Origin of the sequence: Alloyangia pacifica (assembly GCF_900116195.1) — a bacterium.
Lineage (GTDB): Bacteria > Pseudomonadota > Alphaproteobacteria > Rhodobacterales > Rhodobacteraceae > Salipiger > Salipiger pacificus.
Window position 1 is genome coordinate 168,737 of the sequence record NZ_FOZW01000007.1, and the last position, 14,507, is coordinate 183,243.

Annotated in this window: 11 protein-coding genes; 2 read left to right on the forward strand and 9 right to left on the reverse strand. The window is 69.6% G+C overall.

What is annotated here, in order from left to right:
- Positions 1-208: 208 nt before the first annotated feature.
- Complete coding sequence (locus BM397_RS15915) at positions 209-940, forward strand: class I SAM-dependent methyltransferase (protein ID WP_092425843.1); 732 nt, start codon at positions 209-211, stop codon at positions 938-940.
- Positions 941-1,077: 137 nt separating this feature from the next.
- Here BM397_RS15915 and BM397_RS15920 read toward each other — a convergent pair whose 3' ends face one another.
- The 6 genes from BM397_RS15920 to BM397_RS15945 all read right to left on the reverse strand — a co-directional run bounded on the left by BM397_RS15920 (position 1,078) and on the right by BM397_RS15945 (position 8,840).
- A complete protein-coding gene (locus tag BM397_RS15920; RefSeq protein WP_092425845.1) occupies positions 1,078-2,178 on the reverse strand; it encodes a nucleotide-binding protein in 1,101 nt (366 codons plus the stop codon).
- Positions 2,179-2,434: 256 nt separating this feature from the next.
- Positions 2,435-4,540, reverse strand: a complete 2,106-nt coding sequence (locus BM397_RS15925) for an NAD-dependent epimerase/dehydratase family protein (RefSeq protein WP_092425847.1) — start codon at positions 4,538-4,540, stop codon at positions 2,435-2,437.
- 10 nt (positions 4,541-4,550) lie between these two features.
- A complete protein-coding gene (locus tag BM397_RS15930; protein ID WP_092425849.1) occupies positions 4,551-5,510 on the reverse strand; it encodes a glycosyltransferase family 2 protein in 960 nt (319 codons plus the stop codon).
- Positions 5,507-6,724, reverse strand: a complete 1,218-nt coding sequence (locus tag BM397_RS15935) for a glycosyltransferase (RefSeq protein ID WP_092425851.1) — start codon at positions 6,722-6,724, stop codon at positions 5,507-5,509. The genes BM397_RS15930 and BM397_RS15935 overlap by 4 nt, the downstream gene beginning before the upstream one ends.
- The gene (locus tag BM397_RS15940) at positions 6,721-7,725 is read right to left on the reverse strand and encodes an NAD-dependent epimerase/dehydratase family protein (protein ID WP_092425853.1); all 1,005 of its coding nucleotides are present in this window, start codon (positions 7,723-7,725) and stop codon (positions 6,721-6,723) included. The genes BM397_RS15935 and BM397_RS15940 overlap by 4 nt, the downstream gene beginning before the upstream one ends.
- Positions 7,713-8,840, reverse strand: a complete 1,128-nt coding sequence (locus BM397_RS15945; protein WP_092425855.1) for a Gfo/Idh/MocA family protein — start codon at positions 8,838-8,840, stop codon at positions 7,713-7,715. Before BM397_RS15945 ends, BM397_RS15940 begins: the two co-directional genes overlap by 13 nt.
- Positions 8,841-9,177: 337 nt before the next feature.
- Here BM397_RS15945 and BM397_RS15950 point away from each other — a divergent pair, with 337 nt between their 5' ends.
- Complete coding sequence (locus BM397_RS15950; protein WP_092426222.1) at positions 9,178-9,942, forward strand: WecB/TagA/CpsF family glycosyltransferase; 765 nt, start codon at positions 9,178-9,180, stop codon at positions 9,940-9,942.
- Here BM397_RS15950 and BM397_RS15955 read toward each other — a convergent pair.
- From BM397_RS15955 to BM397_RS15965, 3 genes are read right to left on the reverse strand one after another with little or no spacing between them, the layout of a single operon-like run.
- Positions 9,939-10,712 (reverse strand): SDR family oxidoreductase, encoded by a 774-nt coding sequence (locus BM397_RS15955; protein ID WP_092425858.1) that lies wholly within the window; start codon positions 10,710-10,712, stop codon positions 9,939-9,941. The genes BM397_RS15950 and BM397_RS15955 overlap by 4 nt on opposite strands.
- Positions 10,709-12,277, reverse strand: coding sequence for a GMC oxidoreductase (locus tag BM397_RS15960; RefSeq protein WP_425425943.1), 1,569 nt, complete (start codon positions 12,275-12,277; stop codon positions 10,709-10,711). Before BM397_RS15960 ends, BM397_RS15955 begins: the two co-directional genes overlap by 4 nt.
- Complete coding sequence (locus BM397_RS15965) at positions 12,274-14,304, reverse strand: acyltransferase family protein (protein ID WP_176806695.1); 2,031 nt, start codon at positions 14,302-14,304, stop codon at positions 12,274-12,276. Before BM397_RS15965 ends, BM397_RS15960 begins: the two co-directional genes overlap by 4 nt.
- Positions 14,305-14,507: the final 203 nt, after the last annotated feature.

Here is a 14,507-nt window from a genome sequence, read left to right on the forward strand (position 1 = left end):
CTTTTTCTGCCTCACGGACGATAACGCCCGCATGGTTGAGAAGGACATCCACATAGTCGCCCGGCCGGCCGGCTTCCCCTTAGCGGGATGCCGGGAAGACAATCACGCGACCTGACCTTGCCGATTGCCAGCCTCGGCCTCGCCTTTTTGGACGAGGTGCTATGGCGTGGAAAACGTGCCTCGTCCTCCCTTTTCTCTGGAGACACACATGGCACAGAATATCTACGACGATCCCGATTTTTTTGCTGGCTACAGCCAGCTTCCCCGGCAGGTGCAAGGGCTAGATGGTGCGCCGGAATGGCCCGCCATCCGCGCGTTGCTGCCGGACGTCACAGGCAAGAGCGTGGCTGATCTGGGCTGCGGCTTCGGTTGGGCATCCCGTTGGTTCCGCGAGAACGGTGCAGCCTCAGTTCTTGGGCTTGATCTGTCGCGGAACATGGTCGACCGAGCACAGGCCGGCACTGACGATGCCGCCATCGACTATCGCATTGCCGATCTCGACACGCTCGACCTTCCGGAAGCCGCGTTCGATCTGGTTTATAGTGCGCTGACCTTCCACTACGTACAGGATTTTGGACGGCTTATGCGGGCGATCCACCGCGCTCTGTCGCCCGGTGGCGATCTGGTCTTTACCATAGAACACCCGATCTTTATGGCCGCAGCCCATCCGCATTGGATCAAGGACGAGGGCGGACGTAAAACTTGGCCCGTCAACGGTTATTCGAGGGAGGGCGAACGTCGCACCGACTGGTTCGCCGAGGGTGTATTGAAGCATCACCGGACACTGGCGACCACGGTCAACACCCTGCTTGGCGCGGGCTTCACGCTGCGCCGGATCGAGGAATTCGCACCGACGCCGGATCAGATCGAGGCCATGCCGGGGCTGGCCGAAGAGAAGGAACGGCCGATGATGCTGTTGGTTTCGGCATTCAAGAGCTGATCTGGTTGCCGCCCGGTCCTTCTGGCCAGGCGGCATACTACCGAATGTCGCGAAAGGGCTCGTGGCGGTCATTGCGGTGGCTTCGTCGAGCACCCGCGCGCCAGGTATCGCATACAGCCCGGCCCGGGCCGACTTTCTCAGTATTGGTACTTCTTGAGCTCCGTGCCTTCGGCCTTGTTGAGGACCATACCGAGCAGGGGCGTGTTGGCGCCGAGCCGGCGTTCGACCTCGCGGATTTCCCGCTCCGTCGTCAGCCCGCCGCCGACCACCAGCAGGACCCCGTCGATCTGCGGCCGGAAGGCCAGCACATCGTCGTAGTAAAGCGCCGGGGGCAGGTCGAAGAGCATGACGTCCGGCTGCAGCCGGGATTCGATCGCGGTGACCACCTCGGCGGTGGCGGGGGCGTTCAGCAGCTCGGCGGCATAGGGTTCGACCACCTCGTTGAAGCCGAAGGCGATGTTGTGCCCCGCGTGGATGCGGTTCTCGCCCATGCGCATCAGATGTGCCTCGGGCGAGACCACCCCGCGCAGCAGCGCGCCCATGGCGCCCGGGGTGCGGACCCCCATGACCTTGTGCAGCGACGGGTTGCGCAGGTCGAGGTCCATCAGCAGCGCCCGCAATCCTTCCTGCCGCGACAGCGAGATCGCGAGGTTGGCGGCGGTGAAGGTCTTGCCGCAGCCCTTGCTGGGCGAGGTGATGCCGACGCGGGTCCAGCCGTTCTCGGCCAGCGCCTGGGTCAGCCGGGTGCGCAGCACGTCAAAGGCGGTATGGGCCGGGTCCTCGCGGCTGGCGGTGATGATGCGGCTGCGCTCGAGATGGTCGGTGTCGATCTCGAAAACCGGCAGGCGATCCCAGAGCGCCTCGGCCTGCGGCGCGGTGCGATGGGTGATCGGGCGGCGAAAGGCAGGCGCGGTTTCGGGCGCAGGATGTGCGGGGGCTGCCGACGCATTGACCGGTGCGGCCACGGCTGCGGCGGCGCGGGGACGCGCGGCGGCAAGCTGGCGGCGGGCCGTGTCCATCTCTGCCCGATGCTCTTCGAGGCGGCGTTCTTCGAGGCGCTGGTCCTCGAGCCGTTGCTGCTCGGCGCGGCGCTGCTCGGCGGCGCGAGCCTCTTCGGCCTCGCGGTCGGCGCGGCGTCGGGCGAGCCTCTCCTCGCGGCGCTCCAGCGGCAGGATCGGCGGATCCTCCGGCAATTCCTCAGCCCGCTTGCGACGGCTGAATTTTCGGCGTTCTACCATACTCGTCTCTCCGCACCCGGAAGGTGGGCACCGTACCGGCGGTCCTGTCGACGGCGGCCTCCCGGCCTCCGACCCTCCAAGATTACCGCCTCTTCGCGGGGCTGTCGCGCGGGGCCATGCCACGGCGCGGGTTCCGCACACAATCTTTACATTCGGCGTCAGGACACCACGAGATTCGGTCAAGAATAAGGTCGAAATTTGAGGATTGTTCACGACTCGTGGCGGGCACGAGCCGGTCAATTCCCAGAGTTTTCGCCTAGAAGCCGAACAGATTCGCCTCGGTGATGGCCTTCTCGATGAAACGCGCGCGGTCGGTTTCCGGTTGCCACCCGAGCATTCTTTTCGGCTTGTCGTTCACGAAGGGCGAGAAATGCGCGCGGCTCTTCCAGTCGGCGAGCGAGGGACGCACGAGGCCGCGCTTGCGCAGCGCGTATTTCTTCAGCCCGTATTTCACCGCGTCGCTGGCGTAGAAGACGTTGAGGTTGCCCGAGCTGACACGCAGGCGCGCGCCGAGCGCCTCTTCGATGGCGTCGAAATAGCCGCGCGCGGTGAGCATCGGCTCGCCCACGAGGTTGAAGCTCTGGCCAACCGCCGCCGGGTCCCGGCCCATGCGGATCAGCCCATCGGCCACGTCGTCGATCAGCACGAAGGGCAGGATATTGTGGCCCGGCCCCCAGATGCGCACCGCGCCCGCGCCGTGCCAACGCCCGATGCCCCAGTGCTGCAGCGGCCCGCCATGGCCCACGACGATGCCGGGCCGGGCGATGGTCACCGGCAGGCCGCGCTCGGCGTGCAGCTTCATCAGCTGGCGCTCGCATTCGGCCTTGGAGCGGGCGTAGAGGTTGCGGTCCGTCATGTCCGCGGGGAAGCGGGTTTCCTCAGTGATCTGTACCTCGGGATCGGACATGTCGTAGCTGGCGATGGTGCCGGTGTAGACCAGCCGCTGCACGCCTGCGGCCTCGCAAGCCATGGCGATGCGGGTACTTACGCCGACATCGTTGGCCAGCGCTCCGGCCCAGGTGTCTTCCAGCGAGCGGGCGAGGTTGTAGACCACCTCGATGCCCTGCATCGCCTCGGTCAGCGCCTCGAGGTCGTGCAGCGACACGCCGACCGTTTCCACCTGGTCCGGCAGGTCGGGGAAGGGGCCTTGGCGCCCGCGCGAGAGCACGCGCACGTCCTGACCCTCGGCCACCAGCCGCCGGGTCAGGGCGCGGCCGATGAAGCCGGTGCCACCGATCACCATGGCGGTGGGCTTGGGCTGTCGGTGCTGCACGGCGGGCGCGGCCACCGCCAGCACCTCGGGCGGCAGCTTTGCGATGGCATCCTCGAGCGCCTGCATCACCGCGATCGCGCTTGTTGCCGTGAAGCGGCTGTCCTGCGGCTGGCCGGCGGCGAGCGGGCCGTAGACGGCCGCCATCATGCCGCGGAAGCTCTGGGCATAGGGGCCCTTCTGGTTCAGCGAGACGGTTTGCACGGCGGCGTTGCGGATGCCTTCGCGCAGGTGTTGCCAGCCGAGGTCCAGTTGTCGTCTCAGCGGGTTCATGATCAGGTCCGAGGCGTTCTCGCGGTCCACCACCAGCGTGTCGGCGGCATAGTCGAGCCGCGCCCGCCCCGAAGAGCCGCGCAGGGTGAGCGACCGGTCGTCCACCGTCTCGACCATCGACAGGTGGAAGGTGATCTCGACGCCACTGGCGCGGGCGAGGATGCGGAAGCCCTGCGGGCGCATGTCGTCGCCGGGCAGGGGCGTGGGCTTGGTGGCCTCCGCGTGCAGCACCTCCAGCGGGCCGAAGAGGTCGACGGCAAAGGCGAAGGGGTGCGGGCCCAGCTCCAGCAGCAGGTTTTTCGGCTCGCGCAGAAGCCAGAGGTTGAAGGGTCCCGAGCGCAGCGGGGCCAGCGGCAGGGCCCAGCTGATCTCGGCCTGCGAGACGCGGCCGTAGGCCCCGGCGTTCAGCGCCTCTTTCATCCGGACGTAAGACGGAAGGCCGAGGAAGTTGTGGCCGGGGTGGAACCGCTTGCCCGATGCTTCGGCGGTCTCGGCAATGGCGCGGGTCTCGTCTAGGCTCACCGCGACGGGCTTTTCCACCAGCACGTGCAGCCCGGCCTTCAGGCATTGCTGCGCCAGCCCCGCGTGCAGTTGCGGCGGCGTGAGGATGTGCACGGCGTCGCAGGCCCCGGATGAGATCATCGCCTCGACGGAGGTGAAGGGCACCGCGCCATAGGCCATGGCCAGCCCCTCGGCGGCGGGCTCCGAGAGGTCGCAGACGGCGGTCACCTGTGCATCGGGCGTGGCCTTCAGCGCATCACCGTGCCAGCTGGCGATATAGCCGGCCCCGATCAGGCCCACGCGGATGGGTTGCGGCATGGGAGGCTCCTTACTTGTACTCGATCAGGCGCATGGGTGCCTGCCTCAGCCGGCGCCAGTGGTAGGTGGCCATGCCGATGAGGTTGGGGAATTTCGAAAGGGTGAGCAGCAGCGCGTGGCGGCGCGCCTCGGGGGCGGGCAGGCCGTCGCGGCGCAGGCCCTGCGCGGTACGGGCCCAGTTGAGCGGGTAGGCGGCCAGAGGGACGATCGCGAACGGCCAGAAGAGAAGGGCACACAGGAGGATCAGCATCGGCAGGAGCAGCGCGTAGATCAGCGCCCGCTTGCGCTCTGTGGTGAAATACTCGGGGTGCAGGTGGCCGACCTGTGCGAAGCCGTGGCCGGTGCGCACCGCGCGGCGCCACCATTGGCCGAAGCGGATCATCGCGGCGTCGTGGCGCGTCATCTCGTGCGGCAGGCGTTCTAGCATCCATCCGGCCTTGCGCAGGCGGGTGCAGAACTCGTCGTCCTCGGCGGCGATCACCTTGGGGTCGAAGCCGCCGACCTCGGCGAAGGCCCCGGCGCGCACCATCATGTCACCGCCACAGGCGAGGATGACCCCGGCCGGGCGCCGCCATTCAAAGTCGCAGAGCTGGTTGTAGAGGCTGGCGTCGCGGTGAACCTCCGAGCGCCAGCCGGTGACCATGGCGGTTCCGGGCGCGCGCTCGAGATGCGTGCGCGCCGCGTCGATCCAGCCGGGCACCAGCGTGCAGTCGCCGTCAATGAATTGCACCAGTTGCGGATCGTCCAGCGCCGCGAAGCCCGCGTTGCGGGCGCGGGCGGCGGTGAAGGGGGAGGCGAGGTCCAGCTCGATCACCTTGGCTCCGGCCTTCTGCGCCTCGGATGTGCTGCCGTCGGTGGAGCCGCTGTCGACATAGACCACCTGCCGGGCCTGACCCTGCACCGAGGCCAGCGCCGCGATCAGCCGCGCACCCTCGTTGCGGCCGATAAGCACGACATCGACGGGGGTCATGCGCCTGCCTCGGGGCCACGGGTGAAGAGGGCGGAGAGTTTCGCCGCCTCGGTTCCGATGTCGAAATCGGCCGCGACCTTGGCACGGCCCGCGGCCCCCATGGCGCGGCGTTTTGCCGGGTCGGTCAGCAGGGTGTCCAGTGCTTCTGCGAGCTTGTCCACCTCTCCCGGCGGCACCAGCAGGCCGCTGGTGCCATGCTCGACCAGCTCGGGCACACCGGCGATGCGGGTGGTCACCACGGGCAGCTGCGCCGCCATGGCTTCCATCAGCACCACGGGCACGCCCTCGGCGAAGCTCGGCAATACGAAGGTGTCGGCGGCACTCAGCGCCTCGGCGACCTCGGATTGCGAGCGGTAGCCGAGGAACTCGCAGCGCTCTGCGAGGCCCAGCTCGGTCGCGAGCGTCTCCAGTGCCGCCCGCTCCGGCCCGTCGCCGATGAGGCGCAGGCGAAGGTCAGGATGGCGGGGGGCGAGGTCTGCGAGGGCGCGCAGCAGCACGGGCACGCCCTTCACCCCGGCGAGGCGGCCGACGAAGAGCAGGCTCTGGCCTCCGTGCGACGAGGGCGCATAGCGCGCGGGCTCGATGCCGCAGTGGATGATCTCAAGCTTGTCCCAGTCTGCCCGCTCTGCGAAGCACATCAGTTGCGCGCGGCAGAAGGCGCTGATGCAGGCGACGAAGCTGGCACGGCGGGTTTTCTCGTCGATCCGCCAGTGATGCGGCTCGAAGAAGATGTCCGGCCCGTGGATGGTGAAGCTGTAGGGGATGCCCGACAGTTCCGAGGCCAGCATGGCGACGGTGCAGGAGGCCTTGGCGATGTGGTTGTGCAGGTGCTGAACGCCCTGCGCGGCGACGTGATCCGCCAGCACCCCGGCCTCGGCGAAGTAGATCAGGTTGTAGGCGCGTCCCTTCAGGCCCCTGGGCGCGGTTCGCCACGCCAGCGCCAGAGCACGCAGGTAGCGGCCGGGCTGGCGCATCCAGCGGGCATGGGCGCGCAGCAGTCGCAGCGGCGCGCGGCAGGCGTCCAGCACCTTGAAGGTCCGCGCGTGTTCGGTGCGCTGCTCGGGGCCGACGAGGTGCTCGGCCCCGGTGGTGCGGATCGAGCAGGTCAGCACCTCGTGGCCGAGGTCGCGCAGGGCCGCGATCTCGCGCTGGATGAAAGTGTCCGAGGCGCGGGGATATTCGCCGGAGAGATAGGCCAGCTTGGGCAGGCTCATTCCGTGCCCTCCCGTAGGGACCGCGCCATGAGCGCGCCGAAGCGCTCCTGCGGCAGCGGGCCGAGGGCCGCGAGAAGACCCCGGTCGGGATAGCGCAACGGCATCATCCGGGCCTTGAGCGCCGGCACCCGCAGCAGGCCGGGCAGGCCCGCGGCGAAGGGCGAGAGCAGCCGGGCGGCCAGCATCCAGAGCGGCCAGGGTAGGGGCAGCACCAGCTTCGGCCACCCCGAGGCGGCATGGGCGCGCAGGAAGCGCGTGCGGTCGGGGCGATCCGGGTCGATCACGTTGACCACGCGCGGGCCCTCGGGACGACGCTGCGCGGCCTGCAGCAGACGTTTCGCGACATGCGACACATGGGCAAGCGGCAGCTCACCGGTCATGCCCACCCGGATCAGCACCGGCCCGAGCGCCGGGCCGAGATGGGCGTTCCACGTCCGTCCCTCGCCGAAAATCGTACCCGGGCGCAGGATCCAGAGCGGCAGGCCAGAGTCGCGGCAGAGCTCTTCCTGCACGAGCTTGCCGCCGACATAGGCGTCGCGGGCGCTGGTCGGCGTGTCGAGCGGCGTTGTTTCGGTGACCTCGGCGCCGGGGGACAGGCGGGCGGTGTCATAGACCGCGATGGAGCTGACCAGCACGAGGTGCAGCGGCAGGCCTTCTAGCGCCTCCAGCAGGTGGCGCGTGCCGTCGATGGTGCCGGCGCTCACCGCGCCCTCATCGGCGCCCAGATGCGCGGCGGCGTGGATCGCAGCAGAGCATCCCTGCGCGGCCTCGCGCAGAAGCGGGATGCAGGTCGGGTCGGAAAGATCGGCCTCGAGCCAGGTGACGCCCTTCATCTGCGGGACCTTGCCCGGCGCGGCGGAGCGGGTGACGGCGACAACACGCAGTCCCTGGGCGCGGGCCTCGATCAGCACCGCGCGGCCGACGAAGCCATTTGCCCCGGTCAGCAGGATGCGCGGCGTATCGGTCACCTTGCCGCTCTCTGTGCCCCTCATTTCGCCCATGGCATCGGCTCCATTGGGGCGCAGCGGGTGGTCATCACCTGCGCGCCGGCGTCTTCGCCGGCGTTCTGGATCGCCAGCGTCACCTCGGTCAGGTGCAGCGCGAAGTCGGGCGACAGGCGGCAGGGGCGGCCTTCTCGCAGTGCCTCCAGCATCTCGGCGGGGCCGAGCATGAAGTTCATCGCCGCCGCGCCCCAGCGCTTCACCTTGGGATGGGTCGGCTGCGGCAGACGGAGGCGACGCGGGAAAGGGCTTTCGACCAGCCGGCGGCGGAGCACGCTGCGCCTTGCGAAGCGGACCTTGGCGGCATTGTCCCAAGATGCCTTGCACCTGAGCACGCCGCGGTCGCCGAAGATGCGGATGCCGTGGCCGTGGCTGGCAACGATCGAGCAGGTGAGCCGGGTGACGGGCCCGTTTTCGAAGAACAGCGTGGCCACCGAAAGGTCCGGCGCGGCGGGGCCGAGCCCGGCCTTGTCGGGCAGCACCTCGGTCGAGGCGGCGACCACCTTGCGCACCGATCCGAACCAGGAGATCAGCCAGGTGAGGTAGTAGCCCGCGTGCTCCAGCGTGCAACCGGTGCGGAACTCGTCCTCGAAGGGCCAGGGCGCGCCGCTCTCGCTGTGCCAGTCCTTGTAGGGCGCTTGCGGTACGAAGCCGTCATCCAGCTCGGCATAGATTGCGCGGGGCGTGCCGGCCACGCCGCTGCGCAGCGCATGGCCCAGCGTCTGGGCCGCCTCGCCCAGCACCGAGCAGGGGGCGGAGGCCAGCATCAGACCCTTTTCGGCGGCCAGCGCGTGCAGCGCCTTCGCCTGACCCAATTCCAGCGCGAGGGGCTTTTCGCAATAGACGTGGTGCCCGGCCTCGAGCAGCGCCTTGTTCAGCGTGTAATGGGCGGCCGGGTTGGTCAGGTTGAGCACGATGCAGCCCTCGGGAAGGCCGGCAAGAAAGCTCTCGAGATCGGGATCTGCGCGCAGTTGCCAATGGGCGCAGAACCGCGACAGACGGGCCTCGTCGCGATCGTGCACCGAATGTACCGAGATGCCCGGCATGGCGTGCAGCGAGCGCAGGTAGAGGTCGGCCACGAAGCCGCAGCCCAGAAGCGCGATGGTTCCGGTCATCGCGGGCCCGCCGCGGAGCGGAGCGCGCCACGGCAGCGCGCGGGGCCGGAAATGCTGAGGGCGATCATCGCGATACCTGACTGCGGGACGGGCAAAAACTGTCGGCACGCCCGGGGGCGCTCCGGGTCGTCACTGACCAGAAGACTTTGACCGAAATTCGACCGTATGCAGGTCTCTTCGGCGCTTTCGCGGCGGCGGCGGGCATTTGTCCTGCGAGTGCGGCACCGCGGCCACGGTCTGGGGCAAATCGCCCCGGCCAGCTAGGATCGCCGGGGGCGTTGAGCGAGAGTCTGCGACGGGGCGAAGAAGGGGATGTCGCGCGCCGATGGATCCGCGCATGGAATTTCGGATTGGCGGCCAGCGGGTCGCCATCACGGTGCCCACGTGGGCGGCGCTGCAGGCGCGGGTGACCGAACGGCTCGCCCAGCGGCAGGGCTTCGCGCTTGCCACCATAAATCTCGATCACCTCGTGAAGCTGCGCCATTCGGTCCGGTTCCGCGCCGCCTATGCGGCGCAGGATTTCGTCGTCGCCGACGGCAATCCCATCGTCTGGCTGTCGCATCTCGCCGGACGGCCGGTCGAGCTCATCCCCGGCTCCGACGCGATCCTGCCGCTGGCACGCATCGCCGCCAAGCAGGGGATCGGCGTCGCGCTCGTCGGCAGTACCCCGGTCACCCTGTCGCGCGCGCGCAGCTACCTCGAACGCGAGGTGCGCGACCTGAGCGTGGTGGCGATGGTGTCGCCGCCGATGGGCTTCGATCCGGAGGGCCCCGAGGGGCGGGCGGTCTTCGAGGAGATCGTGGCCTCGGGGGCGGGCCTGTGCTTCGTCGCGCTGGGCGCGCCCAAGCAGGAGATCTTCGGCGCGGTGGGGCGCATGCTGGCACCCCGCGTGGGCTTTGCCGGGATCGGCGCCGGTCTGGATTTCTTTGCCGGAACTCAGAAGCGCGCGCCGGACTGGGCGCGCAAGATGGCGCTGGAATGGCTCTGGCGGGCGGTGAACAATCCCCGGCGGCTGGGGCTGCGCTACCTGAGCTGCCTCGCGATCCTGCCGGGGCAGTCGCTGCGGGCGCTGCTGCTGCGTTTCTTCACGCTCCGCTCCTAGGGGGCGATCCGGCGCGGCCTGCGGCGGCGCATCAGCACCATGTCCTTGAGCTGTCCCTTGAGGCCGCGCGGCGGCAGGATCTCGCGATCCATCTCGAAGGTCGCGCCGGTGAGCGCCGGATCGGTGTTCAGCGCCAGCGCGACACCCCAGGCGGCCGCCTGCTCGGGCGGCAGCCCGTCAGGGATGCCCATCGCGGTGCGCAGCATTCCGGGCATCCAGTCGGTGATGACGATGCCGGGAAAGCGGTCGGCAAGATCGGCGATCAGCGCGCGGGTGAAGATGCGCGCCGCCCCCTTGGACACCGAATAGGCCGAGGACGCGGGCAGCGGCGCGAGATCGGCGAAGGTGGCGACATTGAGGATCCGCCCGCGCCCGCTCTCGACCATATCCTCGAGAGCGGCGCGGCTGCAGGCGACGGTGCCGCCGAGGTTGGTGGCCACGGTCTCCATGAAGCTCTCGACGCTTTCATCGAGGATGTCGCGGCGCGGGTAGCTGGCGGCGTTGTTGATCAGCAGCGCGACGGGGCCGTTTTCGGAGCGGATGCGGGCAAAAGCCTCGGCGACCTCCTCCGGGTTCGCAACATCGGCGGGGTAGAGGTGGAAGCGTCCCGACGCGGCGCCGGCGCGGGTCTCCTCCAGCGCGGCGCGGCGGCGGCCGAGACCGGCCACGGTGAAGCCGCGCCGGGTCAGCTCGAGCGCCATGGCACGGCCGAGGCCAGAGCCCGCGCCGGTCACCACGGCGATGCCGTCCTCGGGGGTCAGCGTGGTCATGGGGCGCGCTCCTTGAGGATCGAGTCCGCCACGCGCAGGGCATTGGCGGCGATGGTCAGGCTGGGGTTCACGCCCATCGAGCTGGGCATGAAGGAGGCGTCGGCCACCCGCAGGTTTCGCAGCCCGTGGGTGCGACAGTCGGCGTCCAGCACCGAGGTGCCGGGGTCCGTGCCGAAGCGCAGTGTGCCCGAGGGGTGGCCGAAGTTCAGCTCGGGGCCATGCCCGAGGAACATGCGGCGCTGGCCCTTCAGCGCGCGCGAGATCGCCTTGCGGAAGGCGCGGCGGCGGGTCAGCAACTCCGGGTGCAGCGTGTAGTCCACCGACAGGCGGTGCGGCTCGGCGGGATCGTAGGTCACGCGGTTTTCGCGGTAGGGCAGGTCCTCGAGCAGGCCGACGAAGATCTGCGCATGGCCGAGCACCTGCGCCGCCGCTGCGGCGGGCAGGCGGGTGAGCTGGCCGAGGCCGGGCAGGTGGCGGAGCCGCGAGCGGGCCAGCATCCGGTTGAGGTAGAAGGTGATCTCGCCGTAGGACGCCCGGATCCCCATGGCCTGCACCGTGCCCATGCGGGTGCCGCCGGCGTGGTAGAGATCGCGCAGCGAGATGGCCTTGGTGGGGCCGCTGTCAGGGGTGCCGCGCGGCGGCCAGAGGGCAAACATCTCGTTGAGGTGGAACATCAGGTTGCGTCCCACCAGCCCGGAGCCATTGGCCGCGCCCTCCGGCCAGGCCTCGCAGGCCGAGGCGAGCAGGATGCGCGGCGAGTTCAGCGCACCTGCGGCCAGCACGTAGTTGCGGGCGCGGAACACATGGGTCTCGCCGTCGCGGCGAACCTCGACGCCCTCGACCCGCTCGTCGCTGCCCAGCAGACGCGTGACCTCGGCCCGGTCGAGCAGCATGGCGTTGCCAGTGGCCAGCGCCGGTTCCACTCCGGCGGAGCGTCCGTCCATCTTGCATGTCCGAGGACATTTGCTGCCGAGGCAGTTGAGGCAGTCTTCGGTGCGGTCGATGGCGGTATGGGCGTGGTAGGGATGCAGGCCGCCCGCCTCCATCGCGCGCATCAACGCGGTTTCGGTGGCGGTGAATGGCGGCGGCTCGTGCAGGGGCGGCGCGGGCTCGGGCGAGAGCGGGTCGGGAGTGCCATGGAGGCGGTAGAGCGCGCTCGCGCGGTCGTACCAGGGGCGCATGGCGTCGAAGCCGACGGGCCAGCCGCCGGACGGGTGGGGCAGGTCCGGCAGATCGTCGAGGTCGTGCCGCTCGGGCCGTTCCAGCGTCGCGGCGTAAAACACCGAGGAGCCGCCCGGTCCCGCACCGAGCGGCGCGTAGAAGGCGGACTCGACCCCGTTCACCCGGGCGTGCAGCGGCTCCGGCCAGAGCCCCCGCGCCAGCCGGGCCTCGGGAACGAAGATCTCGGACAGCCCATTGCGCGCGGCGCGCTGCCCGGCGGGGCCGCGTTCGAGAAAGAGCACCTTCTGGCCCGACTCGGCCAGTGCCCGGCCCAGCGTGCCGCCGCCGATGCCGGAGCCGATGACGATCGCGTCCCAGTGCATGTCGCTGAGCGGGTGGCTCACAGTCCGGCCACCTTGGTGCCGAAGACCGGGGCGAAGAGATCGCGCAGGGCGCGGGCCGCGGTGTTGGTGATATGGTTGTTGTCGAAGTACCAGCCGGTTCCGCCCTGCAGCGCGTGGCACGCCTCTGCGTCGCAGAAGCGCGGCCAGGTGTCGATGAAGGCGATCTCGCCCGCCTCGGCCAAGGCGCGCCAAGGCGCCTCTGCCTCGCTCACCCGCTGGGCGAGGGCTGCGCGGGGCATGTCGGGATCGGTGACCGGCGTCTGCGCCAGCGGCCAACCGGCATGCGCGGCCTCGCGCGCGGCGCGGCGGCTGTCGTAATTCGGGATCTCGGGCGGCTGGCGCAGGGCGATGACCTGCACGCCGGTCTGCCGAAGGTCTTCGACCGTGGCACGCGCCGCCGCGGCGACGATCTGCGACTGCGGCGCCTCCGCCGGGGTCGGGGCGTCCGCGGGAAACAGGGTGATCGTGTTGCCCGCGTCCAGCCCGATGCCGGAGCCCTGGGCGTAATAGGTCCAGCGGCCGATCAGCGCGATCCTCTGAAGACCTTCCAGGGCGGGCAGCGCCTGGCGGATCTGCAGGTTGGCCTGGGTGCAGGCATGGTCCTGCGCCGGGGTGGCGGCGCTCTCGGTCTTGCGCAGGCCGAAAAGCGGCGGGCAGCCGGCGCGCCAGACGATCAGCCCGGGTACCCCGGCCTCATGGGCGGCAAGATCGAGCCCCTCCTTGAAGGCCCTGACGTGGCTGTCCCCCCAGACCAGCACCTGCGGCGCCCCCTCGGGGCCGATCGGGCAGGTCTCGATGCCCATCAGCGGGCCGGAAGACGGCGTGGTGCAGCGGCTCCAGTCCTGCAGGAAGTCCGCCGAAGCGGCGATATGCGGGCGTGCCGCGGGGCCGAAGCGCCCGGCCAGCCCGTCGCCGAGGTAGAGCCAGGCGCCGATGGCCAGCGTTGCCGCAGAGGCCATCGCGGTCCCCGCGAAGACCGCGATTCCGGGCAGGCGGGCACGGCGCATCGGGGTTTCCACGAAGCGCCAGGACAGCCAGGCCAGCACCACCGAGAGCGCCGCCCAGCACAGCGCCTCGGCCGGGCCCGCATATTCGCCGCGCAGGTAGAGCGAGAGCACCAGCACCGGCCAGTGCCAGAGGTAGAGCGAGTAGGAGATACGCCCGAAGAACAGGGCGGCGGGATGCGACAGCGCACGGTTCACCGGATTGTCGCCGGTGCCGCTGCCGATCAGCAGCGCCGCGCCGAGTACCGGAACAATCGCCAGCAGGCCGGGAAAGAGCGGCCCGGCCGGCACCAGCACCGCCGCGCCAAGGACCAACGCCAACCCGGTCCAGCTCAGCACCGGGTGGCCCCGCCAGACGCGGCCGGTCTCCAGCCCCCAGATCGCCAGCAGCACGCCGGACAGCAGCTCCCAGGCGCGGAAGGGAAAGAGGTAGAAAGCAGCACCGGGCTGGCTGGGGGTCGCGAGGATCGACGAGGCGAGCGAGGCGGCCCAGATCGTCACCAGGGCCATCAGCAGCAGCCTGCGGTTGCGCGCCAGCGCGAGGATCAGCAGCGGCAGGAAGATGTAGAACTGTTCCTCGACCGCCAGCGACCACGTATGCAGCAGCGGCTTGGTTTCTGCGCCGGTGTCGAAATAGCCTTCCTGCCGGAAGAACAGCACGTTCGACAGGTAGACCGTGGCGGCGATCAGCGACTTGCCGAACTCGCGGAACTCGAAGGGCAGCAGCAGCGCCGCGCTCAGTGCCGCGGTGACCAGCGCCATGAGGAAGAAGGCCGGGGCGAGCCGGCGGAAGCGGCGCAGGTAGAAGGCACCGAGACGGATCCTGCCCTCGGCCTCGTACTCGCGCCAGAGGATGCCGCCGATCAGGAAGCCGGAAATGACGAAGAACACGTCGACGCCGGTGAAGCCGCCGCCGAGCCAGGGCAGGCCGAAATGATAGAGCACCACCGACAGGACAGCCACGGCGCGCAGACCGTCGATGTCGGCGCGGTAGGGCATGGGCGCATGTGCGGGATCATGCATGCGCGGTGCCGCCTCCGGTGGCCGGGCGCGCGAGCGGGATGGAACCCGGCAGGAGGTTCTTGGCAGGGATCGGGGCAAGGATCGGGGCGGGTCTGGACATAAACGAAACCGGAGCTCGGACAAAACGGGCGCGCCTCACGCCCCCGCAGAAGCACGTCGGCGACTATAGGAACGCGGACGGAACTGCTGCAAGGAAAACGCGG